Source organism: Novosphingobium sp. fls2-241-R2A-195, from assembly GCF_030209485.1.
In the GTDB taxonomy this organism is placed as follows: domain Bacteria; phylum Pseudomonadota; class Alphaproteobacteria; order Sphingomonadales; family Sphingomonadaceae; genus Novosphingobium; species Novosphingobium resinovorum.
This window is the reverse complement of the sequence record NZ_JARVRY010000023.1, coordinates 37562-58550: the sequence shown is the minus strand read 5'-3', so window position 1 is coordinate 58550 and position 20989 is coordinate 37562. Positions and strand designations below refer to the sequence as shown.

Annotated in this window: 18 protein-coding genes; 10 read left to right on the top strand and 8 right to left on the bottom strand. The window is 66.3% G+C overall.

Going from position 1 to position 20989, the window contains the following annotated elements:
- Positions 1 to 9: 9 nt before the first annotated feature.
- From fliN to flhA, 3 genes are all read left to right on the top strand, one after another.
- Entirely contained in the window at positions 10 to 369 is a 360-nt protein-coding gene (gene fliN, locus QRN25_RS17110) for a flagellar motor switch protein FliN (RefSeq protein ID WP_008831931.1), read from the top strand.
- Positions 369 to 833, top strand: coding sequence for a helix-turn-helix domain-containing protein (locus QRN25_RS17105; RefSeq protein ID WP_036527430.1), 465 nt, complete (start codon positions 369 to 371; stop codon positions 831 to 833). Before fliN ends, QRN25_RS17105 begins: the two co-directional genes overlap by 1 nt.
- A gap of 144 nt (positions 834 to 977) precedes the next feature.
- Complete coding sequence (flhA, locus tag QRN25_RS17100; RefSeq protein ID WP_036527435.1) at positions 978 to 3092, top strand: flagellar biosynthesis protein FlhA; 2115 nt, start codon at positions 978 to 980, stop codon at positions 3090 to 3092.
- A 204-nt stretch (positions 3093 to 3296) separates the two neighbouring features.
- Here flhA and QRN25_RS17095 read toward each other — a convergent pair whose 3' ends face one another.
- Positions 3297 to 3482 (bottom strand): hypothetical protein, encoded by a 186-nt coding sequence (locus QRN25_RS17095; protein WP_285020417.1) that lies wholly within the window; start codon positions 3480 to 3482, stop codon positions 3297 to 3299.
- 142 nt (positions 3483 to 3624) lie between these two features.
- On the opposite strand from QRN25_RS17095, the gene QRN25_RS17090 reads away from it, so the two are divergent.
- Positions 3625 to 5139: a flagellar hook-length control protein FliK gene (locus tag QRN25_RS17090; protein WP_285020416.1), complete on the top strand. Its 1515-nt coding sequence runs from the start codon at positions 3625 to 3627 to the stop codon at positions 5137 to 5139.
- Positions 5140 to 5151: 12 nt separating this feature from the next.
- A complete protein-coding gene (locus QRN25_RS17085) occupies positions 5152 to 5832 on the top strand; it encodes a flagellar hook assembly protein FlgD (RefSeq protein WP_285020415.1) in 681 nt (226 codons plus the stop codon).
- A 130-nt stretch (positions 5833 to 5962) separates the two neighbouring features.
- Here QRN25_RS17085 and QRN25_RS17080 read toward each other — a convergent pair whose 3' ends face one another.
- The 4 genes from QRN25_RS17080 to QRN25_RS17065 form a co-directional block, all read right to left on the bottom strand.
- Positions 5963 to 6295, bottom strand: a complete 333-nt coding sequence (locus QRN25_RS17080; protein WP_051586966.1) for a hypothetical protein — start codon at positions 6293 to 6295, stop codon at positions 5963 to 5965.
- A 210-nt stretch (positions 6296 to 6505) separates the two neighbouring features.
- Complete coding sequence (locus QRN25_RS17075; protein ID WP_285020413.1) at positions 6506 to 8155, bottom strand: mechanosensitive ion channel family protein; 1650 nt, start codon at positions 8153 to 8155, stop codon at positions 6506 to 6508.
- Positions 8156 to 8458: 303 nt separating this feature from the next.
- On the bottom strand, positions 8459 to 9136 hold the full coding sequence (locus tag QRN25_RS17070) for a hypothetical protein (RefSeq protein ID WP_285020411.1): 678 nt from the start codon (positions 9134 to 9136) through the stop codon (positions 8459 to 8461).
- Between the two features lie 220 nt (positions 9137 to 9356).
- On the bottom strand, positions 9357 to 10124 hold the full coding sequence (locus QRN25_RS17065; RefSeq protein ID WP_036527445.1) for an IclR family transcriptional regulator: 768 nt from the start codon (positions 10122 to 10124) through the stop codon (positions 9357 to 9359).
- Positions 10125 to 10251: 127 nt separating this feature from the next.
- Between QRN25_RS17065 and QRN25_RS17060 the strand changes: the two genes are divergently transcribed.
- The 5 genes from QRN25_RS17060 to QRN25_RS17040 all read left to right on the top strand — a co-directional run bounded on the left by QRN25_RS17060 (position 10252) and on the right by QRN25_RS17040 (position 16285).
- A complete protein-coding gene (locus tag QRN25_RS17060) occupies positions 10252 to 11838 on the top strand; it encodes an acetate--CoA ligase (protein WP_285020409.1) in 1587 nt (528 codons plus the stop codon).
- Positions 11839 to 11859: 21 nt separating this feature from the next.
- Positions 11860 to 13002, top strand: coding sequence for an FAS1-like dehydratase domain-containing protein (locus tag QRN25_RS17055; RefSeq protein WP_285020407.1), 1143 nt, complete (start codon positions 11860 to 11862; stop codon positions 13000 to 13002).
- An 85-nt stretch (positions 13003 to 13087) separates the two neighbouring features.
- Positions 13088 to 14107, top strand: coding sequence for an alpha/beta hydrolase (locus tag QRN25_RS17050; RefSeq protein ID WP_285020405.1), 1020 nt, complete (start codon positions 13088 to 13090; stop codon positions 14105 to 14107).
- Positions 14104 to 15318: a CaiB/BaiF CoA transferase family protein gene (locus QRN25_RS17045; RefSeq protein ID WP_285020402.1), complete on the top strand. Its 1215-nt coding sequence runs from the start codon at positions 14104 to 14106 to the stop codon at positions 15316 to 15318. Before QRN25_RS17050 ends, QRN25_RS17045 begins: the two co-directional genes overlap by 4 nt.
- A 46-nt stretch (positions 15319 to 15364) precedes the next feature.
- Entirely contained in the window at positions 15365 to 16285 is a 921-nt protein-coding gene (locus QRN25_RS17040) for an SDR family NAD(P)-dependent oxidoreductase (RefSeq protein WP_285020400.1), read from the top strand.
- Positions 16286 to 16519: 234 nt separating this feature from the next.
- Here the strand turns inward: QRN25_RS17040 and QRN25_RS17035 are convergent, their stop codons facing one another.
- From QRN25_RS17035 to QRN25_RS17025, 3 genes are all read right to left on the bottom strand, one after another.
- On the bottom strand, positions 16520 to 17551 hold the full coding sequence (locus QRN25_RS17035) for an NAD-dependent epimerase/dehydratase family protein (RefSeq protein WP_285020532.1): 1032 nt from the start codon (positions 17549 to 17551) through the stop codon (positions 16520 to 16522).
- Between the two features lie 106 nt (positions 17552 to 17657).
- A complete protein-coding gene (locus tag QRN25_RS17030) occupies positions 17658 to 18614 on the bottom strand; it encodes an autotransporter outer membrane beta-barrel domain-containing protein (protein WP_285020398.1) in 957 nt (318 codons plus the stop codon).
- Positions 18615 to 18629: 15 nt separating this feature from the next.
- Entirely contained in the window at positions 18630 to 20714 is a 2085-nt protein-coding gene (locus QRN25_RS17025; RefSeq protein WP_285020397.1) for an ATP-binding protein, read from the bottom strand.
- Between the last annotated feature and the right edge of the window lie 275 nt (positions 20715 to 20989).

Sequence of the window (20989 nt, the reverse complement as noted above, 5' to 3'; positions counted from 1 at the left end):
AGGTATCCGATGAGCGACGAGCTCGACACCCGGCACCAGCTGACCCCGGCGCATCTGCCTGAGGAACCGGCCCCGGTCCTGAGCGGCGAAACCGCGCTGCCGCCGCGTCCCTCCACGCCGCCGACGCCCGACGACCTGCACGCCGTGTTCGACGTGCCGGTGAAAGTGCAGGCAGTGCTCGGCCGATCGAAGATGGACATCGGCGACCTGCTGCGGCTCAAGCCCGGCATGGTCGTGGAGCTGGACCGCCGCGTCGGCGAGCCGGTCGACATCTTCGTCAACAACCGCATCATCGCGCGCGGCGAAGTCGTGCTGATCGACGCCACGCTGGGCGTCACGCTGACCGAAATCGTCCGCAAGGAAGCATGATGGGTTCGCGTGATCATGATGCCACCCGGCTGATGCTGGTCGGCGAACTGGGCGACGCGGTGGGCCTTGCCAACGAGATGGTGCGCGGCTCGGCCACCCGTATCGGCGTGGAATCCGCGCCTGCGGCCTTTGAAGGCTGGACCGGATCCGAAGCCGACATGGTGGTGGTGGACCTTGCGGTGAACCTCAAGGACGTGCTCGCGCGGCTGCGCGGCGGGCGTTCGGAGGGGTCCGTCACGGCATCGGTCTCCGGCCTCGTCGGACAGAACATCGCCGATGTCGAGCGCGAACTGATTCTCCAGACCCTGCGCCACTGCGGCGGCAACCGCAGCGCGGCGGCAGCAATGCTGGGCATTTCGGTGCGGACCATGCGCAACAAGTTGCGCTCGTTCCAGGCGGACGGGATGGCGGTGCCCCCGGCTCTTGCGGGCGTGGTGCGGGCCGAGATGGCAGCCGGGGTGTGATGAACGGTGCGCCCAGCCTCGGGGGCTTCGACACGCTCAGCCTGAGCGGGATTGGAAAGTCTACTTTTCCCCCGCTCACGCTGAGCGTGTCGAAGGGTCAGGCGCAGCCTTTCGCAACCCTGCCGCAACCGGCGGCCTGACCCGATGGCCACCGCTCCCACCAAGTCCGCGCTCCCGCCGCAGGTCACGCAGTTCCTCGTCCGCCTCGGACCGGGGCGCGACCTGGCGTTGGCGCTGGGTGTGGGCGCGATCATCGCGATGCTCATCCTGCCGATGCCGGCGTGGATGCTCGACATGGGCCTCGCGCTCTCGATCACTGCTTCCGTCCTCATCCTGATGACGGCGCTGTTCATCGAGAAGCCGCTGCAGCTTTCCAGCTTTCCGACGATCCTGCTCATCACCACGATGCTGCGCCTTGGCCTGAACCTTGCCTCCACCCGCCTGATCCTCGGCCACGGGCATGAGGGGCATCAGGCGGCGGGCGGCGTGATCGCCGCCTTCGGCGAGTTCCTGATGGGCGGCGAGACCGTCATCGGCCTCACCATTTTCGCGATCCTGATCGTCATCAACTTCGTGGTAATCACCAAGGGCGCGGGCCGCATCGCCGAAGTGGCGGCGCGCTTCAGCCTCGACGCGATGCCGGGCAAGCAGATGGCGATCGACGCCGACCTCAACGCCGGGACCATCACCGAGGACGTCGCCCGCGAACGCCGTTCCGAGATCGAGCAGGAGAGCGGCTTTTACGGCGCCATGGACGGTGCCTCGAAGTTCGTGAAGGGCGATGCCGTCGCCGCGCTGCTGATCACCGCGATCAATATCATCGTCGGGCTGATCGTCGGCGTCGCGATCCACGGTGTGCCGTTCGGACAGGCGTTCACGACTTATACCATCCTCACCGTGGGCGACGGCCTCGTCAGCCAGATCCCGGCGCTGATCGTCTCGACGGCGGCGGGCCTGCTGGTGTCAAAGGGCGGCGTCGTCGGCAAGACCGGCGCGGCGCTGGGCGATCAGCTGGGCCGTTATCCCAAGGCGTTCGGCATCGCGGGCGCGCTGATGGGCATGCTGGCGCTGATGCCGGGCCTGCCGTTCTTGCCCTTCGCGATCCTCGGCGGGCTCTGCGGATGGCTCGCGTGGACGATGACGAAGAAGGCGGAAGGGGCGGTGGCCGCCGCCCGCGTCGAGGAGGCCGCCGCTCAGGCCCGCCAGAAGGCCGCGCAGGCCGAGGAGCCGATCGCCCGCACCCTCGCGATCGACGCGCTGCGCATCGAGTTGGGCTATGGCCTGCTCCCGCTGATCAACGACGCCAGCGCGGAGCCGCGCCTCGACGATCAGGTCCGCGCGCTGCGCCGCCAGATGGCGACCGACTACGGCTTCGTCCTGCCTTCGGTGCGCATCATCGACAACATGGCGCTGCAAGCGAACGAGTACGTCGTCTACGTCAAGGAAACCGAGACCGCGCGGGGTGAACTGCGCATCGGCAAGCTGCTGGTGATCAACGCCGGCGGGGGCGAGACCGGCCTCTCGGGCGAGGCCACGCAGGAGCCCGTGTTCAAGCTTCCGGCCCAGTGGATCGACCGCGAACTGCGCCAGGAAGCGGGCTTCCGCGGCCTGACAGTAGTGGACTGCGGCACTGTCGTTACCACCCACCTGACAGAGATCGTCAAGGACAACATCGCCGATCTTCTTTCCTATGCCGAGACGCAGAAGCTGCTTGACGAGGTCCACAAGGATTCGGCCAAGCTGATCGCCGACATCGTGCCCTCGCGCATCTCCGTCTCGGGAGTGCAACGGGTGCTGCAGAACCTGCTGGCCGAGGGCGTCTCGATCCGCGACCTACCGACGATCATGGAAGGCGTAGCCGAGGCGAGCCCGCTGACCTCCAACCTCACGCAAGTCACCGAGCACGTTCGTGCGCGGCTTGCGCGGCAGATCTCGGCGCAGCACACGCTGGACGGAACCATCCCCATCGTCGCGCTCGGTGCGGTGTGGGACGAGGCGTTCTCCGAGGCGATCATCGGGCAGGGCGACGACCGCCACCTCGCCATGGCGCCCTCGCAGTTGCAGGCTTTCATCGCCTCGGTGCGCGAGACGTACGACCGCCTCGCCGGGCAGGGAGAAATCCCGTGCCTGCTGACGAGCCCGAGCCTGCGGCCTTTCGTGCGCTCGATCATCGAGCGGGTGAGGCCCGCGACGGTGGTGCTCTCGCAGAACGAGATCCATCCGAGGGCGCGCCTGCGCAGTCTGGGCGCGATCGGGTAGGGGCTGACACGGATGGGGCAAATAAACCCCGTCATCCCAGCGAAGGCTGGGACCCTTCGACAAGCTCAGGGTGAGCGGGAGTGGCGTAAACCTCACAATTCCGCTCAGGCTGAGCTTGTCGAAGCCCTTGCGCCGCGCGCCGCGAGGTGGGCTGTTCACGGCCATCTGTCCCAGCTATCGCCGGGATGACGGGGCCATCTGCTATCACACCCCGCCGTCGCTGCTCGCAATCCGCGGATGATAGCGCGCATAGCGCCGCTCCCCCACCCGCTCCAGCGCGCCCAGTTCGACAAGCTCGGCCAGATCGCGCGTCGCGGTGGCGGCGTCGGTGATCGTGCGATAGGTGTGCGCGCTCAAGCCCCCCGCGAAGCCGTCCGACCCTTCGGCCATCATGCGGATCAGCGATAAGATACCTTTCTATCGATCACCATAGGGCGCGATCGTGATTTAGGGAAGGCAAGCCCATCGATCAGCCCTGCGCATAAGATCGCAGCCGCGACCGCCCGGTGCACGAGCATCCTATGATGAACCGATGCCCGTTCCCGTGACGACCCTCTTCCCGACCGTTACTGGCTCGGGCACTCCCACGCCGAGCGTCGGGGATGCGGAACCCGGCGCTTTCCTTGCCGCGCTGGCGAGCGTCGGCGCCAAAGTCGATGGGGCCGCGCAGGCGGGCGAAGCGCCGCCTGTCGCGGCTCAGGCTCTTCCGCTCTCCAGCCGGATCGCGCCGCAAGTGGCGGCGGCGAGCGTCACGGCGCCGCAGGCCCCGGCCGAGCCGGTCGGGGCGACTGCAGCTTTGTCTCTGACGTTGACGGATGCGACCGCTGTGTCGGTTCCGTCTCTCCCCGAACCCAAGGTGCCGGAAATCCCCGCAGCCGCGTCTGCTCCGACCCTTGCGGCTGCATCGCCAGCGGCAAACCCGACCGCCGGGGCGACCGTGGATGTCCCCGAGGTTCCGGCACTCGCGGCCACGTCCGCAGAGGTTATGGCTCCACCTGTCGAACCGGTCCGGGCACGCCCGGAAGCCCTCGAGACCGTGGTGCCCGGGGAAGACACGCCGCCACTCCCGAGGAAGGGGGAGGAGGTCGGGAACCTGCCGACCGCCGCGCCGGCGCAGCAGGAGCGACTCGTCGGAGCGGAGGTATCCATCGACGTTCCGCCGGTTACGCTCGCAGCGGCCGGGCTGGTCGAAGACGCGCTGCCATCCGAGACCCCCGCCGTCGAACCGAAGGCAGAAACGTCCGAGGCCGCCCGTCCGGTAAAGCGCAAGGCCGCGAAAACCACCGCTCCTTCAGAGCCCCCCGCCGCCGCTTCGACCACCTCCGAGGCCACTGGCGTGCCGATTGTGGCGACCGCTCCTTCCGCTTCCCCGTCGTCCGCCGCAGCCGAGACGCCTGAACCTGCGGCCGCCCGCACCGCCGCTCCCGTCGCCCACGCCGCGCCGCAAGCCGCCGAGGACACCGCCACCCCGGAGCCCGAGGCTCGCGTGTCCGCCCCGCTGTTCACCCAGACGCTGGAAGCGGCGACCACGCGACCCCCAGCACTTCCCTATGAAATCGCGCGCAATGCTCCCGCCCTCGCCCCCGCCGAGGCGAGCGTATCCATGCGCGAGGGGCACTTCGGCGCGGACGTCGGCATCGCCATCGCGCGGGCGCTGGACGGCGGGCCGGAGGGTCTGCGCGATACCTTGCTGATCCGCCTCGACCCGCGCCACATGGGCCGGATCGACGTGCGCATGGGCTTCGACGACGACGGCACCCTGCGCGCCGTGGTCTCGGCCGACCAGCCCGCCGCGCTCGACCTGCTGCGGCGCGAAAGCATGCATCTCGACCGCGCGCTCAGCGATGCGGGCGTGCGCGCCGATGCCCAGTCGCTGCGGTTCGACAGTTCCGGCGGCAGCCTTGGCAGCGGCAACGGCAGCGCGGGTCAGCACCGTCCGTCCGCGCGGTCGCAGGGCGCAAGCAGCGAATTCACCGGCGCCCCGGAAGAGGCCGCCCCCCTTCTCCGCTCGCTGCGCGGCAGCGGCAATCTCGACCTCATGGCATAAGGCAGCACCAGCATGGCAACCGTTACCGACACTGCCTCGACGTCCAGCACCTCCAGCACCAAGGCGGCATCCACGACCAGCCTGCTGGCCGACTACAACCTGTTTCTCAAGCTGCTGACCACGCAGATGACCAACCAGGACCCGCTCGACCCGATGGACACCTCGGAATACACCCAGCAGCTGGTGCAGTATTCGCAGGTGGAGCAGTCGATCCAGCAGACCGGCAAGCTCGACGACATCCTCGGCCAGCTCCTGTCGCAGCAGATGGCGCAGGCATCGAGCTACATCGGCCGTGAAGCGCGCTTCGACAGCGCCGTGGCGGGGCTGGGCGACAATCCCGCCAAGTGGACTTACTATGTCGATGGCACCCCCTCCACCGTCACCGCGACGATCAAGGACGCGCTGGGCGGCACCGTGGCGACCGTCAGCCTCGACCCCAGCGAGACCCAAGGCACCTATAAATGGGACGGCCTCCAGACCGACGGCACCAAAGCCGCCGCAGGCGCCTATACCCTCTCGATCAAGGCGCAGGCGTCGGACGGATCGAACCTCAACACGACGATCAACTCGGTAGGCGTGGTGGACGACGTGGTCACCGACGGGACCAGCATCATGCTTGGCGTCAACGGCATCCGCCTGTCCGCGACCGGGCTGGTTGCGCTGACTACACCGACGACCGCGACGAAGGAGTGAGCGCATCCTCGCTGTTCCGCAGGGAGGGGGAGGTCGCAGTCGGCAGGGCAGACGGAGGGGTTATCCCCCTCTTCACCACCGACTGTCTCGGCGGTCCCCTCCCAATCGCTGCGCCACAGGGAGGACTATCTCATTCCATCGCGTCGCTGCGTTCGCGTGCGGCTGCAGGCGCTCCCGCCGCGCTTTGCTGCAGGGTCGTATCGAGCCGGGTGCAGCCGGGAATCCGCTCGGGCAGGGCGAGCATCATCAGGCAGTCAGTGATCGAGGGATCCTCGATCGGGCCGATCAGGTCCTCGACCTCGTCCTGCGTCAGGTCGGACTGGCTGAGGCAGCGCAAAGCGGCCGCCTGCCATAGCTGCGCGGGTGCATCGACCCGGAGCCTGAGCGAGAACCAGTATTCCTGCTGCGCCCCTGAAGTCCGGGTGCTGCCGTCACCCAGGCCCCAACTTGAATTATCCGCCATCCGCGCTCTCAAAGTACCGCACCGAATTGCATCGGTGCGCTGCCCCTGACCCGAGAAATAAGGTCGACCCCCGCTTGCCGATGGTAAACGCAATATTCACCAGTGACCCGCAATTTCCGACACTATACTATGCAATCGATCTTAAAAGCCGCGCCGCGGCAATAAGGCGTTGATAAATCCTCCGTCCGGCTTGCTCCGCATGGCGGAGATTCACGCTCCCCGCTGCGGCGCGGGATCGATGTCGAGCGAGGCGGGCCGCGTCGTTGGCGCCTTGTGCGGCGTGAGGTGGACGGTGCTGGTCGGGAAGGCGATGCCGACTTCAGCCTGCTCCAGCGCAGCGAAGATTAGCAGCAGAAGGTCCTGCCGGATCACCAGGCTCTGGTCGAGATCCGCCGCCTCGATGTATGAGAACACCTCGATGTCGAGCGAACTGGCGCCGAAGTTCTTGAACCGCGCCCGGGCGCCGGGCTTGATGATCCGGTCGTGCGCGTCCAGCACGCTCTCGATCAGCTCCACTGCCTCCAGCAGCTTGGCCGAGCCGATGCCGTATTCCACCCCGATTGTGGGATTGAACAAGAAGCGGTCACGCTGCGCGTAATTCTCGATCTGGCGCGACGAGAAATCGCCGTTGGGGATGGTGACGACGGTGCGTTCAAGTGTGCGGATGCGGGTGGAGCGGATGCCGATGTCTTCCACCGTCCCGGTCACCTCACCGACCTTGCAGAAATCGCCCACCTGTACCGGCTTGTCGGCGATCAGGGTGACGGAGCCGACAAGGTTCTCGACCGTCTTCTGCGCGCCCAGCGCCAAGGCGATACCGCCGATGCCGAGCGCTGCCACGCCCGTTGTCACGTCGATGCCGAAGGTATCGAGGACCGCGACCATGGCGATGAACAGCAGCAGGATCTTGGCCGCGCGTCTGATCAGCGTGACGACCGAGACCGCCTGCCGCCGCTCTTGCCCGGCCATGCGGCTGATCAGCAGGGCCGAAACGGAATCGACCATGCGGAACAGGAACCAGGCCAGCGCCACCCACGCGAATATCCCGATGTAGCGCAGCAACAGCTGCCGCGCGACGATCGAGACCGGCATCGATCCCGCCCAGAACATGAAAACTACGGTAGCGAAGAACAGGCTGAGCGGCGGCATCGCCGCCTGGGTCAGCCGGTAGACGCGGCTGTTCTCCTTGTCGGCGATGATCCGCCCCATCGTGAAGAGCAACCCGGCGTTGACCAGCTGGAAGCCCAAGAACACCAGTGCGGCTATGCCCAGCAGGCGCACCCAGTCCTCCAGCGACGCGCCGGCGATCTCTGGGCCTTCGTCCTCGGCCTGCTTCGTCCTAGGCTGCAGGGTATGCGCGGCGGCACTCGTTTGGCGGGCGATGCGCCAAATCCGGGTGCCCGCGCGGTTGGTGCCGTGCGTCAGCAGGATCGGGGTCTTGCCGGCGTCGCCGAGGTCGCCCACGCGCTCCTGCGCGGGCTTGAGCCCGTCGTCGAGCACACCCGCCGGATCGTTCGACAGCGCCCCGAAGGGCAACAGCGATCCGCCCGCGTCGAGTACCGCCTGCATCTCCTTCGCGAGTTGCTCCCCGTTGGAGCGGGCCTCGAAATAGTTGGCGGCCAAAGGATAGTCCCGCTCTGCCAACGCCGCGAGCAGCCCTGACACGGCATCGCGCGGCGTCTCGCGCCCTAACGGATCGTTCGGGGGCGCGGCGGCGGGCGCCGGAGTGGCTGTGGCCGCGTCCGTCCCGGTCGTCTTGGATTCCTCGGCCTTGGGCGTCGGCAGCAGCTGCGCATGGGCCTGCGAGGCGATCAGGACGAGAAGGAATAACGCCCAAAGCCGGGCCAGTTTGCGCAACATTGGGAAACGGTCTCCTGAAGCTCGGTGTGAGCGGGCGCTCCAGACGCGAAAGCTCCGCGCATTTCCAGCGAATATGCGCAGACGAGAGCCTCACGCGCGGCAACCCGTGCTTGTGTCCTCGCAATGCCGGTGGAATGCGACAGTCGCAAGACGGGAGGATTGGACTGCCAACGCGCGATGATTGGCAGCCTCATTACGCGAGCCGCCAGGCATGCATCAGAAACGGATATAGCGCCGCAGCGCAGCGCCGCAGGCACCTCCTGCGCTGGCAACGAGTGCAAGATCGGAAAAAATCCTTGTGTTTCAAGTTCCTGCTTGTGCCAGGACCGCTTTCCAGCGTGCATCGAGCAGGCTCTTTCCTGCAGACTTGCGGGTGCGGGCCACCAGTGAGACGCCGCGAAGCGTGATGCTGTGGCCGCCCAGCCAGCGACCCGCGATGCTGTAACCGATGTCGTAGATCGCCAACTCCTCATGGAGTTTGCCGTCAGCCAGGAAACGGGTAGTGACGAGGATTGGCAGCTTCTCGTCACCGCGGCTGCTGTCAGGCAGTCTGGCTCGGCTGCGGGCCTTCTTGAGCGCGTTCTCAAACCATCGCGCCTCAATCCTAGGCTCTCCCGTGGTTTCCGCGGCAGCAAGAGCGAGTGCGCTGGGAAAGGCGATACTCTGGCTCTGAACCGATTGCTCGGGCGATGCGGGCTTCAGGACCAGTTCGTCATCATCCGTCCGGGCTGCCACAAGAGTGAGCGTCGCCGCCTTGGTGGAAGCACGCTGGGCATCGGCGTTCTTTCCGGCTTCAGTCTCGCTGCGCTGGCTCCAGCTATTCCACAAGGTCAAGCCGGAGATGGTGACCGCGATCACCGTAAGGACTTCGCCCAGCGTAATCCAGCGGCGGCGGATCGCCGCCGCTTCATCCGCGCGGGCCTCTGCCCTGGTTATTGACGGAGGGGACTTGGCGGCGGAATTGGGGGAATCGTCAGTCACGAGCAGGTTCGAACATCTGTCGCTCCGAGCGTCAAGGTGCAGATGTCCCTTCGTGATGTCTTACATGAACCCTTTGTGGTCGAGAGCGCCCTGTGCCTTTTCGCAAGTCGGAGGCAGCTGATATCTGTCGAGGGCCAAGGTCACCACCGATCCCCGCCGATCCCCGCCGATCCGCGACGTCAGCGGGGACAACACGCGGGCCGGCTCGCTCAATTGCTGACTAGGCTGCGATCTGCCCGCTGAGCGCGCTGGCCGCAGCCTTGAGGGCCTCCTTCAGCCGCGGCAGTTCGTTGCGTAAGGCTGCGCCGATCCCTATCGCCACAAGCGCATGGCTCGGCCTGCCCCCCTTCCATACAGGCGCGGCTACCACCGTGACCCCTGACAGGTAGTGCCCTGCATCCACCGCGACACCCGAAACGCGCGCGTCGTCTACCTGCGCAAGCCAGTCTTCCCAGCTTGGCGGCTCGTCCCAGCGCAGCTGGTCAAATCGCGGTTTCAGTTCGCTTTGCGGGTACCCTCCGAAAGCGGCGATGCATCGTCCGGTTGCTGACACCAACGCCGGGAAACGGCTGCCGACTTGCGTCGAGAGCTGGAAGTTCTGCCCCGATTGCGACATCGCGGTGACGATGATGTGGTCCAGGCCGAAAACCTGGACCCCCATGGCTGTCGTTCCGAACTCGCGGGCGATTCGGTCCAGAGCCGGCTGGGCAAGGTCGTTGAACTGATCCTTGCGCAACCAGGCACGAGCCAGTGTCAGCACGCCGGCGTCGAGCGAATAGCGTTTGGTGTCGGCATCGAAGGCCACCAGATCCTCTGCCACCAGGGCGCGCAGCACATACAGACACGTGCTGGGTACGAGGCCGAGTTCACGGGCGATCGCCTGAACGCCGAGAGGCGCACCATGCTTGCCCAGCAGGCGCAGCACCGCTGCCGCCCGGGCGATGGCTGGGGCCTTGCTGGCCTTAGCTGTGTCAACACCGCTTTTCATTCAATATATAGAATAACATTCAATATTTACAAAAACAAGGCCGCTGTGGCAGCAGTGCTGAACACAAGGACAACCTCCGTCGCGGCGATTCGACCCGGCGGAAATGAGCCAGGGGACAGGACGGTTGATGGCCAAAATGATTTCAGGGCTGACCGACTACACGCGCTATGCTGATGCACAGGCCCATGCTTCGTCGGCGGCGCTGTGGGAGTTGTTCGACGGCGACCGAGAGTACTTCAACATCGCGCATGAATGCGTGACCCGCCATGCCGACGGTTCGGAGCGCGACGCGGTGCGGATCGCCCATGCCGATGGCGCGCACGAAGTCCTGAGCTTCGACACGATCGCGAAGGGCGCGGCGCAGTTCGCGCACTGGCTCGATGCGCGAGGCGTGCGGCCCGGCGAGCGGATCGCCTTCATGCTCGAGCCCTCGCTCCCCTTCTACGCGTGCCTGTTCGGGGCGATGCAGACCGGGGCGATCTCGGTTCCGCTGTTCACTCTGTTCGGGCCCGACGCGCTGCGTTTGCGCATCGGCGACTGCGAGCCCGAGATCCTGGTCACGAATTCCGAAAAAGCGGAGCTTGCACGCTCGGTCGCGGTAGACGGCAAGCCGAAGGTGATCGTGGCGGACGAGGCTTTTCTCGCCTCGCTTGAAGATCTTCCAACCAGCTACGAGCCCAGAACACGCGCCAATGACATGGCCGTGTTCCAGTACACCAGCGGTACGACGCGCGAATTGCCTGAGGCGGTGAAGCACTCGCACCGCACGCTGGTGACGCTGATGTTCGCCGCGCTCTACGGCACCGGCATCCGGCCCGGGGACGCATTCTTCTGTCCCTCGAGCCCGGCCTGGGGGCATGGCCTGTGGCACGGAACGCTCGCCCCGCTGGCGCTGGGGGTGACGACGGGGACGTTCGCCGGCCGCTTCGACCCGGTGCGGCTGATGCAGGCACTAGACGACTTTGGCATCACCAACATGTCGGCGGCCGCGACGCACTACCGCATGATGAAGAACAGCGGCCGGGCGGCGGACTTCACGTTCCGCTTCGACAAGCTGTCGTTCACGGGAGAGCCGATCGATCCGGCGACGCTGGAGTGGATCGACCAGTGGTTCAAGGTGCCGGCCTGTTCGATGTACGGCACCACCGAGATCGGCGTGGTGCTGGTGAACTACCCCGGCGCGGACGACTTCCCGGTCAAGCCCGGCGCGCTCGGCAAGGCGGTGCCGGGGCAGCGGCTGGAAGTCCAGCGCCCGGACGGCTCGGTCTGCGATCCCGGTGAGATCGGCGAGCTGATGCTGTTCCGCGGCGGCGGCTGGATGACCACCAAGGACCGCGCCAAGACCGACGCGGACGGCTATTTCTACCATTGCGGCCGCGCCGACGACGTCATCATCTCGGCTGGCTGGACAATGAGCGCGGTCGAGATCGAGAACACCATGCTGCGCCATGACGACGTCCTCGAATGCGGCGTGATCGGCGTGCCCGACGAGCAGCGCGGGCAGGTGGTGAAGGCCTTCGTCGTCGCCAACCGCGCCGCCGACGACGCCTTCGTGCGCGAGCTTCAGGACTTCACCCGCGAACGCCTCGCCCAGCATGAATTTCCGCGTCTCGTCGAATTCGTCGACGAGCTTCCCAAAAACCCCGCAGGCAAGGTCCACCGCAAGATGCTGCGCGACCGTGAAGCCGCGAAAGCCGCCGAAGCGGTCGGCTGAGACATCCAGGAGAGCAGAGAAATGGCCACCACAGCAGAACCGAAGAACAAGTTCCCCAAGATCACCGAGGAGGGGCTCGACGACTTGCGCCAGCGCATCGGCGTGAAAATCGAGAACACCGTAGAGCCCTGGAACTACGAGGCCACCCGTGACGCGATCCGTCACTACGCCCACGGCATCGGCGACGACAATCCGCTGTGGTGCGATCCGGAATACGCCGCGAAGACCAAGTACGGCTCGCTCGTCGCGCTGCCCTCGTTCCTCTTCACCACCAGCCGTATCATCTCGGGCTATTGCGGTGGTCTCTCGGGCGTCCACGCGATGTGGGCGGGTGCCGACTGGACCTGGCACAAGCCGGTGCTGCGCAACGACACCATCAGGGTCGAGGCCTACCTGAAGGACCTGGTCGAGCACCAGACCAAGTTCGCGGGCCGCTCGTTCCAGCAGATCTACCATGTCGATTTCTACAACCAGCACGGCGACCACGTCGCGGGCGCGGACAGCTGGGTGTTCCGCACCGACCGTGACGAGGCGCGCGAACGCGGCACCAAGTACACCGAGGCGCGCGGCCGCGTAGAGCCCTTCACCCAGGAGCAGCTGGACGAGTTCTACGAGATCTACGACCAGGAAGAGCAGCGCGGCGCGGTGCCACGCTACTTCGAGGACGTGAATGTCGGCGACAAGCTGCCGCCGATGATGAAGGGCCCGATGACCGTCACCGGCTTCATCTGCTACGCACAAGGCTGGGGCGGCCTCTACATCCGCGCCAACAAGCTCGCCTACAAGATGCAGAAGGCGCACCCAGGCCTCGGCATCCGCAACCGCTTCAACGTGCCCGACTGCCCCGAGCGCGTGCACTGGGACGAAGCCTTCGCGCTCGAGGTCGGGGCGCCGGGCGCCTACGACTACGGCCCGGAGCGCTGCTCGTGGCTGACCCACCACATGACCGACTGGATCGGCGACGACGGCTTCCTCCACAAGTCGAGCTGCCAGATCCGCCGCCACAACCCGGACGGCGACGCCATCGTCATCACCGGCGAAGTGACCCGCAAGTTCGAGGAGAACGGCAGGAAGTACGTCGAGGTGGCGCAAAAGGCGACCACGCATCGCGGCGAGCTTTCGGCCTTCGGCACCGCCGTGGCGGAATTGCCTAGCAAGGCGTGAAGCGGGGGTGATCTTGACCGTCGCCGGGCCTAGGCTCGGCGACGAATACCCGCAAAGGCGCGACGCCGGCGGATTGGGAGAGGCCATGGACACGATGACCCGCGCGATGCCGGCGTTTCTTCCCGACGGTAGCGTTCAGGTGCCGGCCTTTACCCTGCCGGTCTCCGATCTGGTCAGCGAGGAAGCGGCGGCTTTGCAGCGGTTGCGCGCGGCGATGCCGGTGTTCGATGCGTCGGGCCAAGAGGATGACATCGCCGTCCGCCGCGCACAGATCAACGCTTACATGGCGCCGCAGATCGAGCGGCTGCGGGCGACGTTCCCGGTCATTGTCACGCGAGGCGAGATCGGCGGCGTCGAGGTGCTCGATGTCACGCCGGTCGAAGGTGGGCACGACCCGCAGCGCGTCCTCATCAATCTGCACGGCGGTGCGTTCTGCGTCGGCTGGGATGGGGTCGCCCTCGTCGAAGCCATCCCGATCGCCGCGCTCGGCCGCATCCGCGTCGTCAGCGTCAATTACCGTATGGCGCCCGAGCATCGCCATCCGGCGGGCGTGGAGGACGTCGCTGCAGTCTATCGCGCACTCCTTGCCGACTATGCGCCGGGACGCATCGGAATTTATGGCGGCTCTGCAGGCGGTGCCCTCACGGCGCAGGCGGCTGCCTGGCTGGTGAGCCATGACCTGCCCCAGGCGGGTGCCATCGGCGTGTTCGGAGCGGGGGCAGTGCCCTTCGGCACGGGCGAATCGGCTTACGTCACGGGTTACATCGATGCCTCGTTTCCCCCGCCCCCTGCCGATGGAAGCGCCCCTGTCGACATCACGCGCGGATACTTCGCAGGTTGCGATCTTCGCGATCCGAGTGCCTGGCCCGGCTGGCATCCGGAGATTCTGGCAGCCTTCCCTCCGGCGCTGATCGTGACCGGGACCCGGGCAATGGACCTCAGTCCGGCCATCTTCACGCATTCGCAGCTGCTCAAGGCGAGCATCCGCTCCAGCCTGATTGTCGCGGAAGGCATGGGGCATTGCTACCACTACCAGGTCGCGTTGCCCGAAGGGCGTGATGCGATCGAGGCGATCTTGCGCTTCTTCCGGGAGGCACTGGCGTGACCGTGCGAGGGACGGCCGGCTGGTCCGGTCCCCTGGCGGGCGTTCGCGTGATCGACTTCACGCGCGTCCTGGCCGGCCCCGCCGCGAGCCTGGCGCTGGCCGACCTCGGCGCCGAGGTGTTCAAGATCGAGCCGCCCGGCACCGGGGACGAAACCCGCAGCTTTCCTCCCATCCGGGATGGCGAGAGCCACTATTACCTCGCGGTCAACCGGGGCAAGAAGTCGATCGTCGTCGATCTCAAGACCCCCGAGGGGCTGGCACTCGTCAAGGACCTTGCCGCGCGGTGCGATGTGCTGGTCGAGAACTACCGTCCGGGCGTGATGGAGCGGCTGGGGCTCGGCTGGGAGGAACTGCACGCGGCCAATCCCCGACTGATCTACTGTTCGATCTCTGGCTATGGCCAGACCGGTCCGCTCAGGGACCGGCCGAGCTTCGACATCGTGCTCCAGGCGATGTCCGGCGCGCTGTCGATGAACGGCGAGGCGGGTGGGCTGCCGACCAAGCTGGGCATCCCGCTCGGTGATCTCGTCGGCGGCATCAACGGGCCGATCGGCGTGCTGTCGGCGCTCTACGAGCGGGAACGTACCGGAGAGGGGCGTCATATCGACATCAGCCTGATGGATGGCCTGATGGGCATGCTCGGCTACATTGCGCAGCTGGCCTTCTTCACCGGTTCGGACCCGCAGCGGGTCGGCTCGCAGCATCCCAACCTCGTGCCTTACGGAATTTTCCCGGCGCGCGAGGGATCCATCGTCATCGCCTGCCTGACACCCGGCTTCTGGGCACGCATCTGCCGCTCGATCGGACGCGAGGAACTCGCTGAGGACCCGCGCTACGACACTCTGGAAAAGCGCCGCGACGCCCGCGAGGAGGTCAACGCGATCATCGCGGATTTCACCGCGCGCCACTGCGTCGATGAACTGGCCGCAATCTTCACTGCCCACGAGGTGCCGCATGCGCCGATCCTGGGTGTGAGCGAGGCCTTGGCCCAACCCCAGGCGCAGGCGCGCGGCATGGTCGTCGAGACCGAGCACGCCGTCCTGGGCACCATCCCCATCGTCAATCGGTCGATCCGTTTCACCGACGCGGAGCAGCCGGTGCCCGAGGCGCCGCCGGTGCTGGGCCAGCATACCGATGCGATTCTGGCCGAAGTGCTCGATCTATCGCCCGAGCGGATCGCGATGCTGCGCAGCGCCGGGATCGTTGCCTGACGGCAGCGCGCCGGTAAGCTTGGCGCGATCGAGGAGAGGACAGGTCATGGCCGAATTGCGTTTCGACGATCGCGTCGCAGTGATTACCGGCGGCGGCCGGGGCCTCGGCCGCGCACATGCGCTGCTGCTGGCGAGGCGGGGATGCAAGGTCGTCGTCAACGATCCGGGTGTCTCGATGGCAGGTGATGCGACCGGGGAAGGACCCGCCGAGGCTCTTGTCGCCGAGATACGCGCTGCCGGCGGTCAAGCGGTCGCCAGTCTCGACAGTGTCGCGACGCCCGAAGGGGGCAAGGCGATCATCGATACCGCGCTGGATGCCTTCGGGCGGGTCGACATTCTGATCCATTCGGCAGGCAACGTGCGGCGCGGCTCGCTCTCGAACCTTGGCTACGAGGACTTCAGCGCGGTGCTCGATGTGCACTTGAAGGGCGCTTACCACGTCATGCGCGAGGCGTTTCCCCGTATGATGGCGCAAGGCTACGGCCGGATCGTCCTCACAAGTTCGATAAATGGACTTTACGGCAAGGCCGACAATGTCACGTATTCGTTGTGCAAGGCGGCTTTCATGGGCCTGTCGAACACGGCCGCGATCGAGGGGCAGCACAGCAATGTGCGCTCCAATCTCATTGTGCCGGCGGCTGTCACGCGCATGTCCCAAGGGATCGACACGAGCGGGTTCCCGCCGATGGAACCCGAGATGGTGGCGCCGATGGTCGCCTACCTTTGTCACGATCAATGCGCGGTGAGCGGCGAGATGTACGTTGCCATGGGGGGCCGTCTGGCGCGCGCCTGGGTTGCGGAAAATGCGGGAGTATTTCGGCCGCAATGGAGCCTTGAGGAGGTGGCCGGGCAGATCGGGTCGATCCGGCAGGGCGGCGAGGAGCTGGCATTTGCGCCGGTGCCGGATGGCCAACTCGACCACCTGCTGCATGGCTTCGCGATGATCCGCGAAAGAACGGGAACCTGAACCGGCAATTAAATTTCAGGAACTTCGCGTGCAGGGCGCTGTTTCACTACTGAGAGGTTGCCACATGCGACGCTGAACAACAGGTCTGTGATGATCAACACCTACAATACTTATATCGAGGTGCCGCCCTTTGATCTCGGCACGATAGTGAAATTCAACGCGATGCTTTGGGTGATGATTGCCATTGTTGCAGCGTTGATCTGGTGAGATTCCAGCTTTCGCCAGGATGCGCTGTCACACGCCGGTGTAACTCCGGAACCAATCGACGAAACGCGGCACGCCGGTTTCGATCGGCGTACTCGGCATATAGCCGGTATCGCGGGTCAGCGCGGTAATGTCGGCGTAAGTCGCGGTGACGTCCCCGGGCTGCATCGGCAGGAGGTTGCGCCTCGCCTTGCGGCCGCAGGCATCCTCCAGCACTTCGATGAGGCGCAGCAGGTGCTCGGACTTGTTGTTGCCGATGTTATAAAGCGCGTGCGGCTTGACGCTGCCGCCTGCTTTTTGCACGCCGTCGTCGGCCGGCGGGCAGTCGAGGCAGGCGAGGACGCCGCCGACGATGTCGTCGATGTAAGTGAAGTCGCGGCTCATCTCGCCTTGATTGTAGACATCGATCGGTCGGTCACTGAGAATCCGTTCGGCGAACTTCCACATCGCCATGTCGGGTCTGCCCCAAGGGCCGTAGACGGTGAAGAATCTCAGCCCGGTGAGAGGCAGGCGGAAGAGATGAGCGTATGTCTCGCTCATCAGTTCATCGGCTTTCTTCGTCGCCGCGTACAGCGAGACGGGATGATCCGCGCGGTCTTCCACCGCGAAGGGGAGCTTCGCATTTCCGCCGTAGACTGAACTTGAACTGGCGTAGACCATGTGGGCCACCTGCCGGGCGCGGGCGACTTCCAACATGTTGACGTGCCCAGCAAGGTTGGAGGCGACGTAGGCCTGCGGGTTTTCCAGTGAGTACCGTACGCCGGCCTGCGCCCCGAGGTGGACGATAGTTTCGAACGTGAAAGACGCCAACGCTGCGGTGAGCGCAGACATGTCGGCGAAGTCGAGTTCCCGAAACTGAAACAGGCTGCCATGACGCGCGGCGAGCCCATCGAGGCGCGCGCGCTTGAGCGAGACTGCATAATAGTCGTTGAGGTTATCGATTCCGATCACCGACTGACCGCGGGCCATCAGGGCCTCGGCAACGGCGGCACCGATAAATCCTGCTGCACCGGTCACGAGGACACTTGCTTCCGCCACCTTCGAAACTTTCCCTGTCATCATTTCGCGCGCTCTGCCGCCTGTCCGTTTCAATTCGATTGCGAACGCGGATGCTAAGGCAAAATGGTGGAGCAGAAGATAACCTGCCGCCACTTTTTGAGGGGGCAGGTCAGAACGAGCGCCGCAAGGTGGCTCCTGCGGACGTTACATTCCCAGCTTTCACGCCGAAACTGCGCGTGGTGAACAAATCGAGGTACAGGCTGCGTCCCAGCTTCATATTGGTCGTAGCGCCTATTTCGAACCAGCTGTCCGCATAGTGCTTGCTGTCGAGCCGGAATGGCAATTGTGCGTCGGGGTTCCGATTGGGCCGAATCTGCAATGCGGAAAGGCCGTTGCTGGTCCAGTTCCGCGATAAGGACAGTCCGGCATAGTGCTCCCGAGCACTGCCGAATGCATAATCGATGCGCATCGTAGCATTGGCCGACCAGGTCGGCTCGTCGGTTTCCTGATCGCGCAGGCCTGTGACTTCGGGCGCCGGGCGCAGCAGCTTTCCATCGGCAAACGATGCGGCCACCGTCGGAGTGAGAAAGAAGCGCGAGCCCAGTGGCAGTACACGGCCGAAATCGCCACCGACGGCGTAATAGTCGCTGCCCTTGGCGCCGGTACTGGCGCGGCTGCCCAGCGAGGTGCTGATCCGGCCGTAATCCTGCCTGCCGAAGCTGACCCAGCCGTCGATCACCCAGTTGTCGAAATTTCCCCCCGCTCCGAGTGTCCCGACGTAATAGTCCGAGGGCAGCGCGACGTCCGACTGTTGCAGCGTACCGTGGTAGCGCATCGCGCTGGCGCGCAAGTAGCCGCGGCCAACGGTGCGCGTCAGGCTGAGCGACTGCCAACTGCCGTCCGGACCATCGTCGCGTGCGCTGATGCCGCCGGATGCCGTCGCCGTCCATCGCAGGGGAGCGACTTGCGCGGCGCTCGTGTCACCGACTGTGCCAGTCTCGGCCTCGCGGGATGAAGGCGCGGCCGTCGTGGTTTCGGCGGCGCCCTCGGTCTCTTGCGCGGCAGCAGGCTGAAGGGATAGCGAGAGCGCCAGTGACGCACCAAGGGCGTGCAAATGTCTGAGCATGGCTCTGCCGTTCGCTCAGGCGGCTTTGCGCAGGGTCGGGACGAACGCGGCAGGCACTGTCACGCGCGCCACGAAGCCATCCTGACCGTGTGCGAACGAGACGTCGCCGCCGTGCGCCCGCGCGATCGAGCGGCAGACGGCGAGGCCGAGCCCGCTGCCGTTGCGGCCCGACTTGCGCGCGGCTTCACTGCGGTAGAACGGCTCGAAGGCACGATCGAACTCGTCCTCGGGGATACCCGGGCCGGCATCGACGATCTCCGCGACGGCCTCGTTGCCGCTGAGGGAGACACGCACGCGGGCGCTGTCGCCATACTTGACCGCGTTTTCCAGCAGGTTGCCGAGCAGGCGGCGGATGCCGACCGGATCGACCTCGACCGGGATGTGGGCATTGCGCTCGATCTCGACATTGGCCCCGACAAGCTGCCAGTCGGCGACACTGCCGGCGATGAGTTCTGCGAAGTCGAGCCGCTGGCGCGGACCGGGTGTCGAGGCGTCGCGGATGAAGGCGATGACCTGGCTGATCATCGCTTCCATCTCGGTCACTTCCTTCAGCAGACCCTCGCGCTGGTCATCGGGCACGTCCTCGATGCGGAAGCGCAGCCGCGTCAGCGGCGTGCGCAAGTCGTGGCTGATTGCCCCGACCATGGCGGTGCGATCGTCGACGAAAGCACGAAGGCGGTGGCGCATCTGGTTGAAGGCGTTCGCCGCGCGGCCGATCTCCGCCGGGCCGGAGAGCGGAAGGATGGTCGCCGAGGGATCGCGGCCGAGTTGCTCGGCGGCCCTGGCAAAATCGCGCAAGGGCACGACGATACGGCGTACGAACAGCCAGGCCAGCGGGCTGACGATCGCCAGAGACAGCGCGAACCACAGCATTACCCTGGTCTGCCAGGCATTGGGAAAAGGCTCGGCGCGGGGGGCCACCGCGAGCCAGCTGCCATCCGCCTGCCGCGCGGCGGCAACGAAATCCCCTTCGATGAACGGGGGCGAGGTGACATCGAACAGCGAACTCGTCACACGGCGGAACGGGATGGGCTGCGGAGAGGAAGCCGTCTGCGGGCGCACATCCGGTGCGCGTATGGCCGCGGCTGCTGCAACCGGGTGGGCAGAGGCGACGGGCTGCGGTTGAATGGCCGCAGTCGGGATGGCGGCTGTCGTGGTGGACCGGGCGGCCGGACGAGCGGGTGCTCGCTGGGTCTCGGCGATCGGCTCGGCCGCCGCGCTCGGCTGGGCGATCGGCGGTGCGATGGCGATGACGGGACTGGGCGGAGCCAAGCCGATCCCGGGCGTCAGCCCGGGCTGGGCGAAAGCGCCGGGGCCGCGGGTGGCGCCAGGGCTGCCAATCGGTCGCCCGCCTTCACCGGCTCCGATCCCCGCGGTATTGCCAGCGGCATTTCCGGGGCTGCTTGCGCTGCCTGCACCAGGGCGTCCGCCCCCGGCCTGGCCGGGGGTAGCGCCTCTCGTCCCGCCGCCGATTTGACCGCCTGGCAGGTTGGGACGGGGCATGGACGAACCGGGCTGTGCAGGTACGCGCGGGCCTCCGCTGCCCGGAAAGCCGCCGCCGGGAAAGTTTCCGCCCGGCATGCGGCCGCCGGGAAATCCGCCGCCCGGCATGCCGGTGGGACCGGCGGATCCGCTCGCAGGCGGTCCGCCGGGAATGGCCTGGGCCTGGGCCTCGTCGATCAGCAGCGAGGATAGGCTGCCCGAACCAGAGGATTTCACGGCGAGCGGCGATCGCCCGCTGCTCGGCACTGCGACGCCGCCGACGGGAAGCTGGGTGTAGAAGGCGAGGACCACCTCGTTCGCGGGCTGGCCGATGCGCCGGGCCAGCGCATCGCGCGAGGATTCCGAGACCAGCCAGCCTTGTCCGCTGACATCGGGCGGGCCGCGCATGGCTTTGCGTTCGAGGCGCTTGGGGGCGGGGCCGCCGCCGAGCGCGCCGGCGACTTCGTCCATGTTCCATCGTTCGGCCGGGCGCGGCGGCAGGATGACGGTCAGTGCGAGCGTCACCGCCTGCGCTGCCAGCAGGGCGCACACGAGGATCGCGACCATCTGCATGGCCAGCGGCATGCCGAGTCGGCGTGGAATCTCGGGAAGGGTCATGGCTTGTGCTTTGCCATGGGAGGTTGGCAAATTCGAGACGGAGGATTGTCGCAGGCAAGCCGCCTGCGGGTGATATGCGAAGCGGGGACAGGAGAGAGGGACACGTCCCTCCTGTCCCCGCTCCGCGTTCCCGCCGCCCACCGAAGCGGGTGGCGGGAACGGTCACCACGGACCGGGCCGGACATGAATCGCCAAAAGAGGCGGGTCCGGCTGGAAACTTTCTGGCTGTAAGCGCGTTTAAGGCGCCCAATCAGCTGCTGGCGCGGCAAGTACCA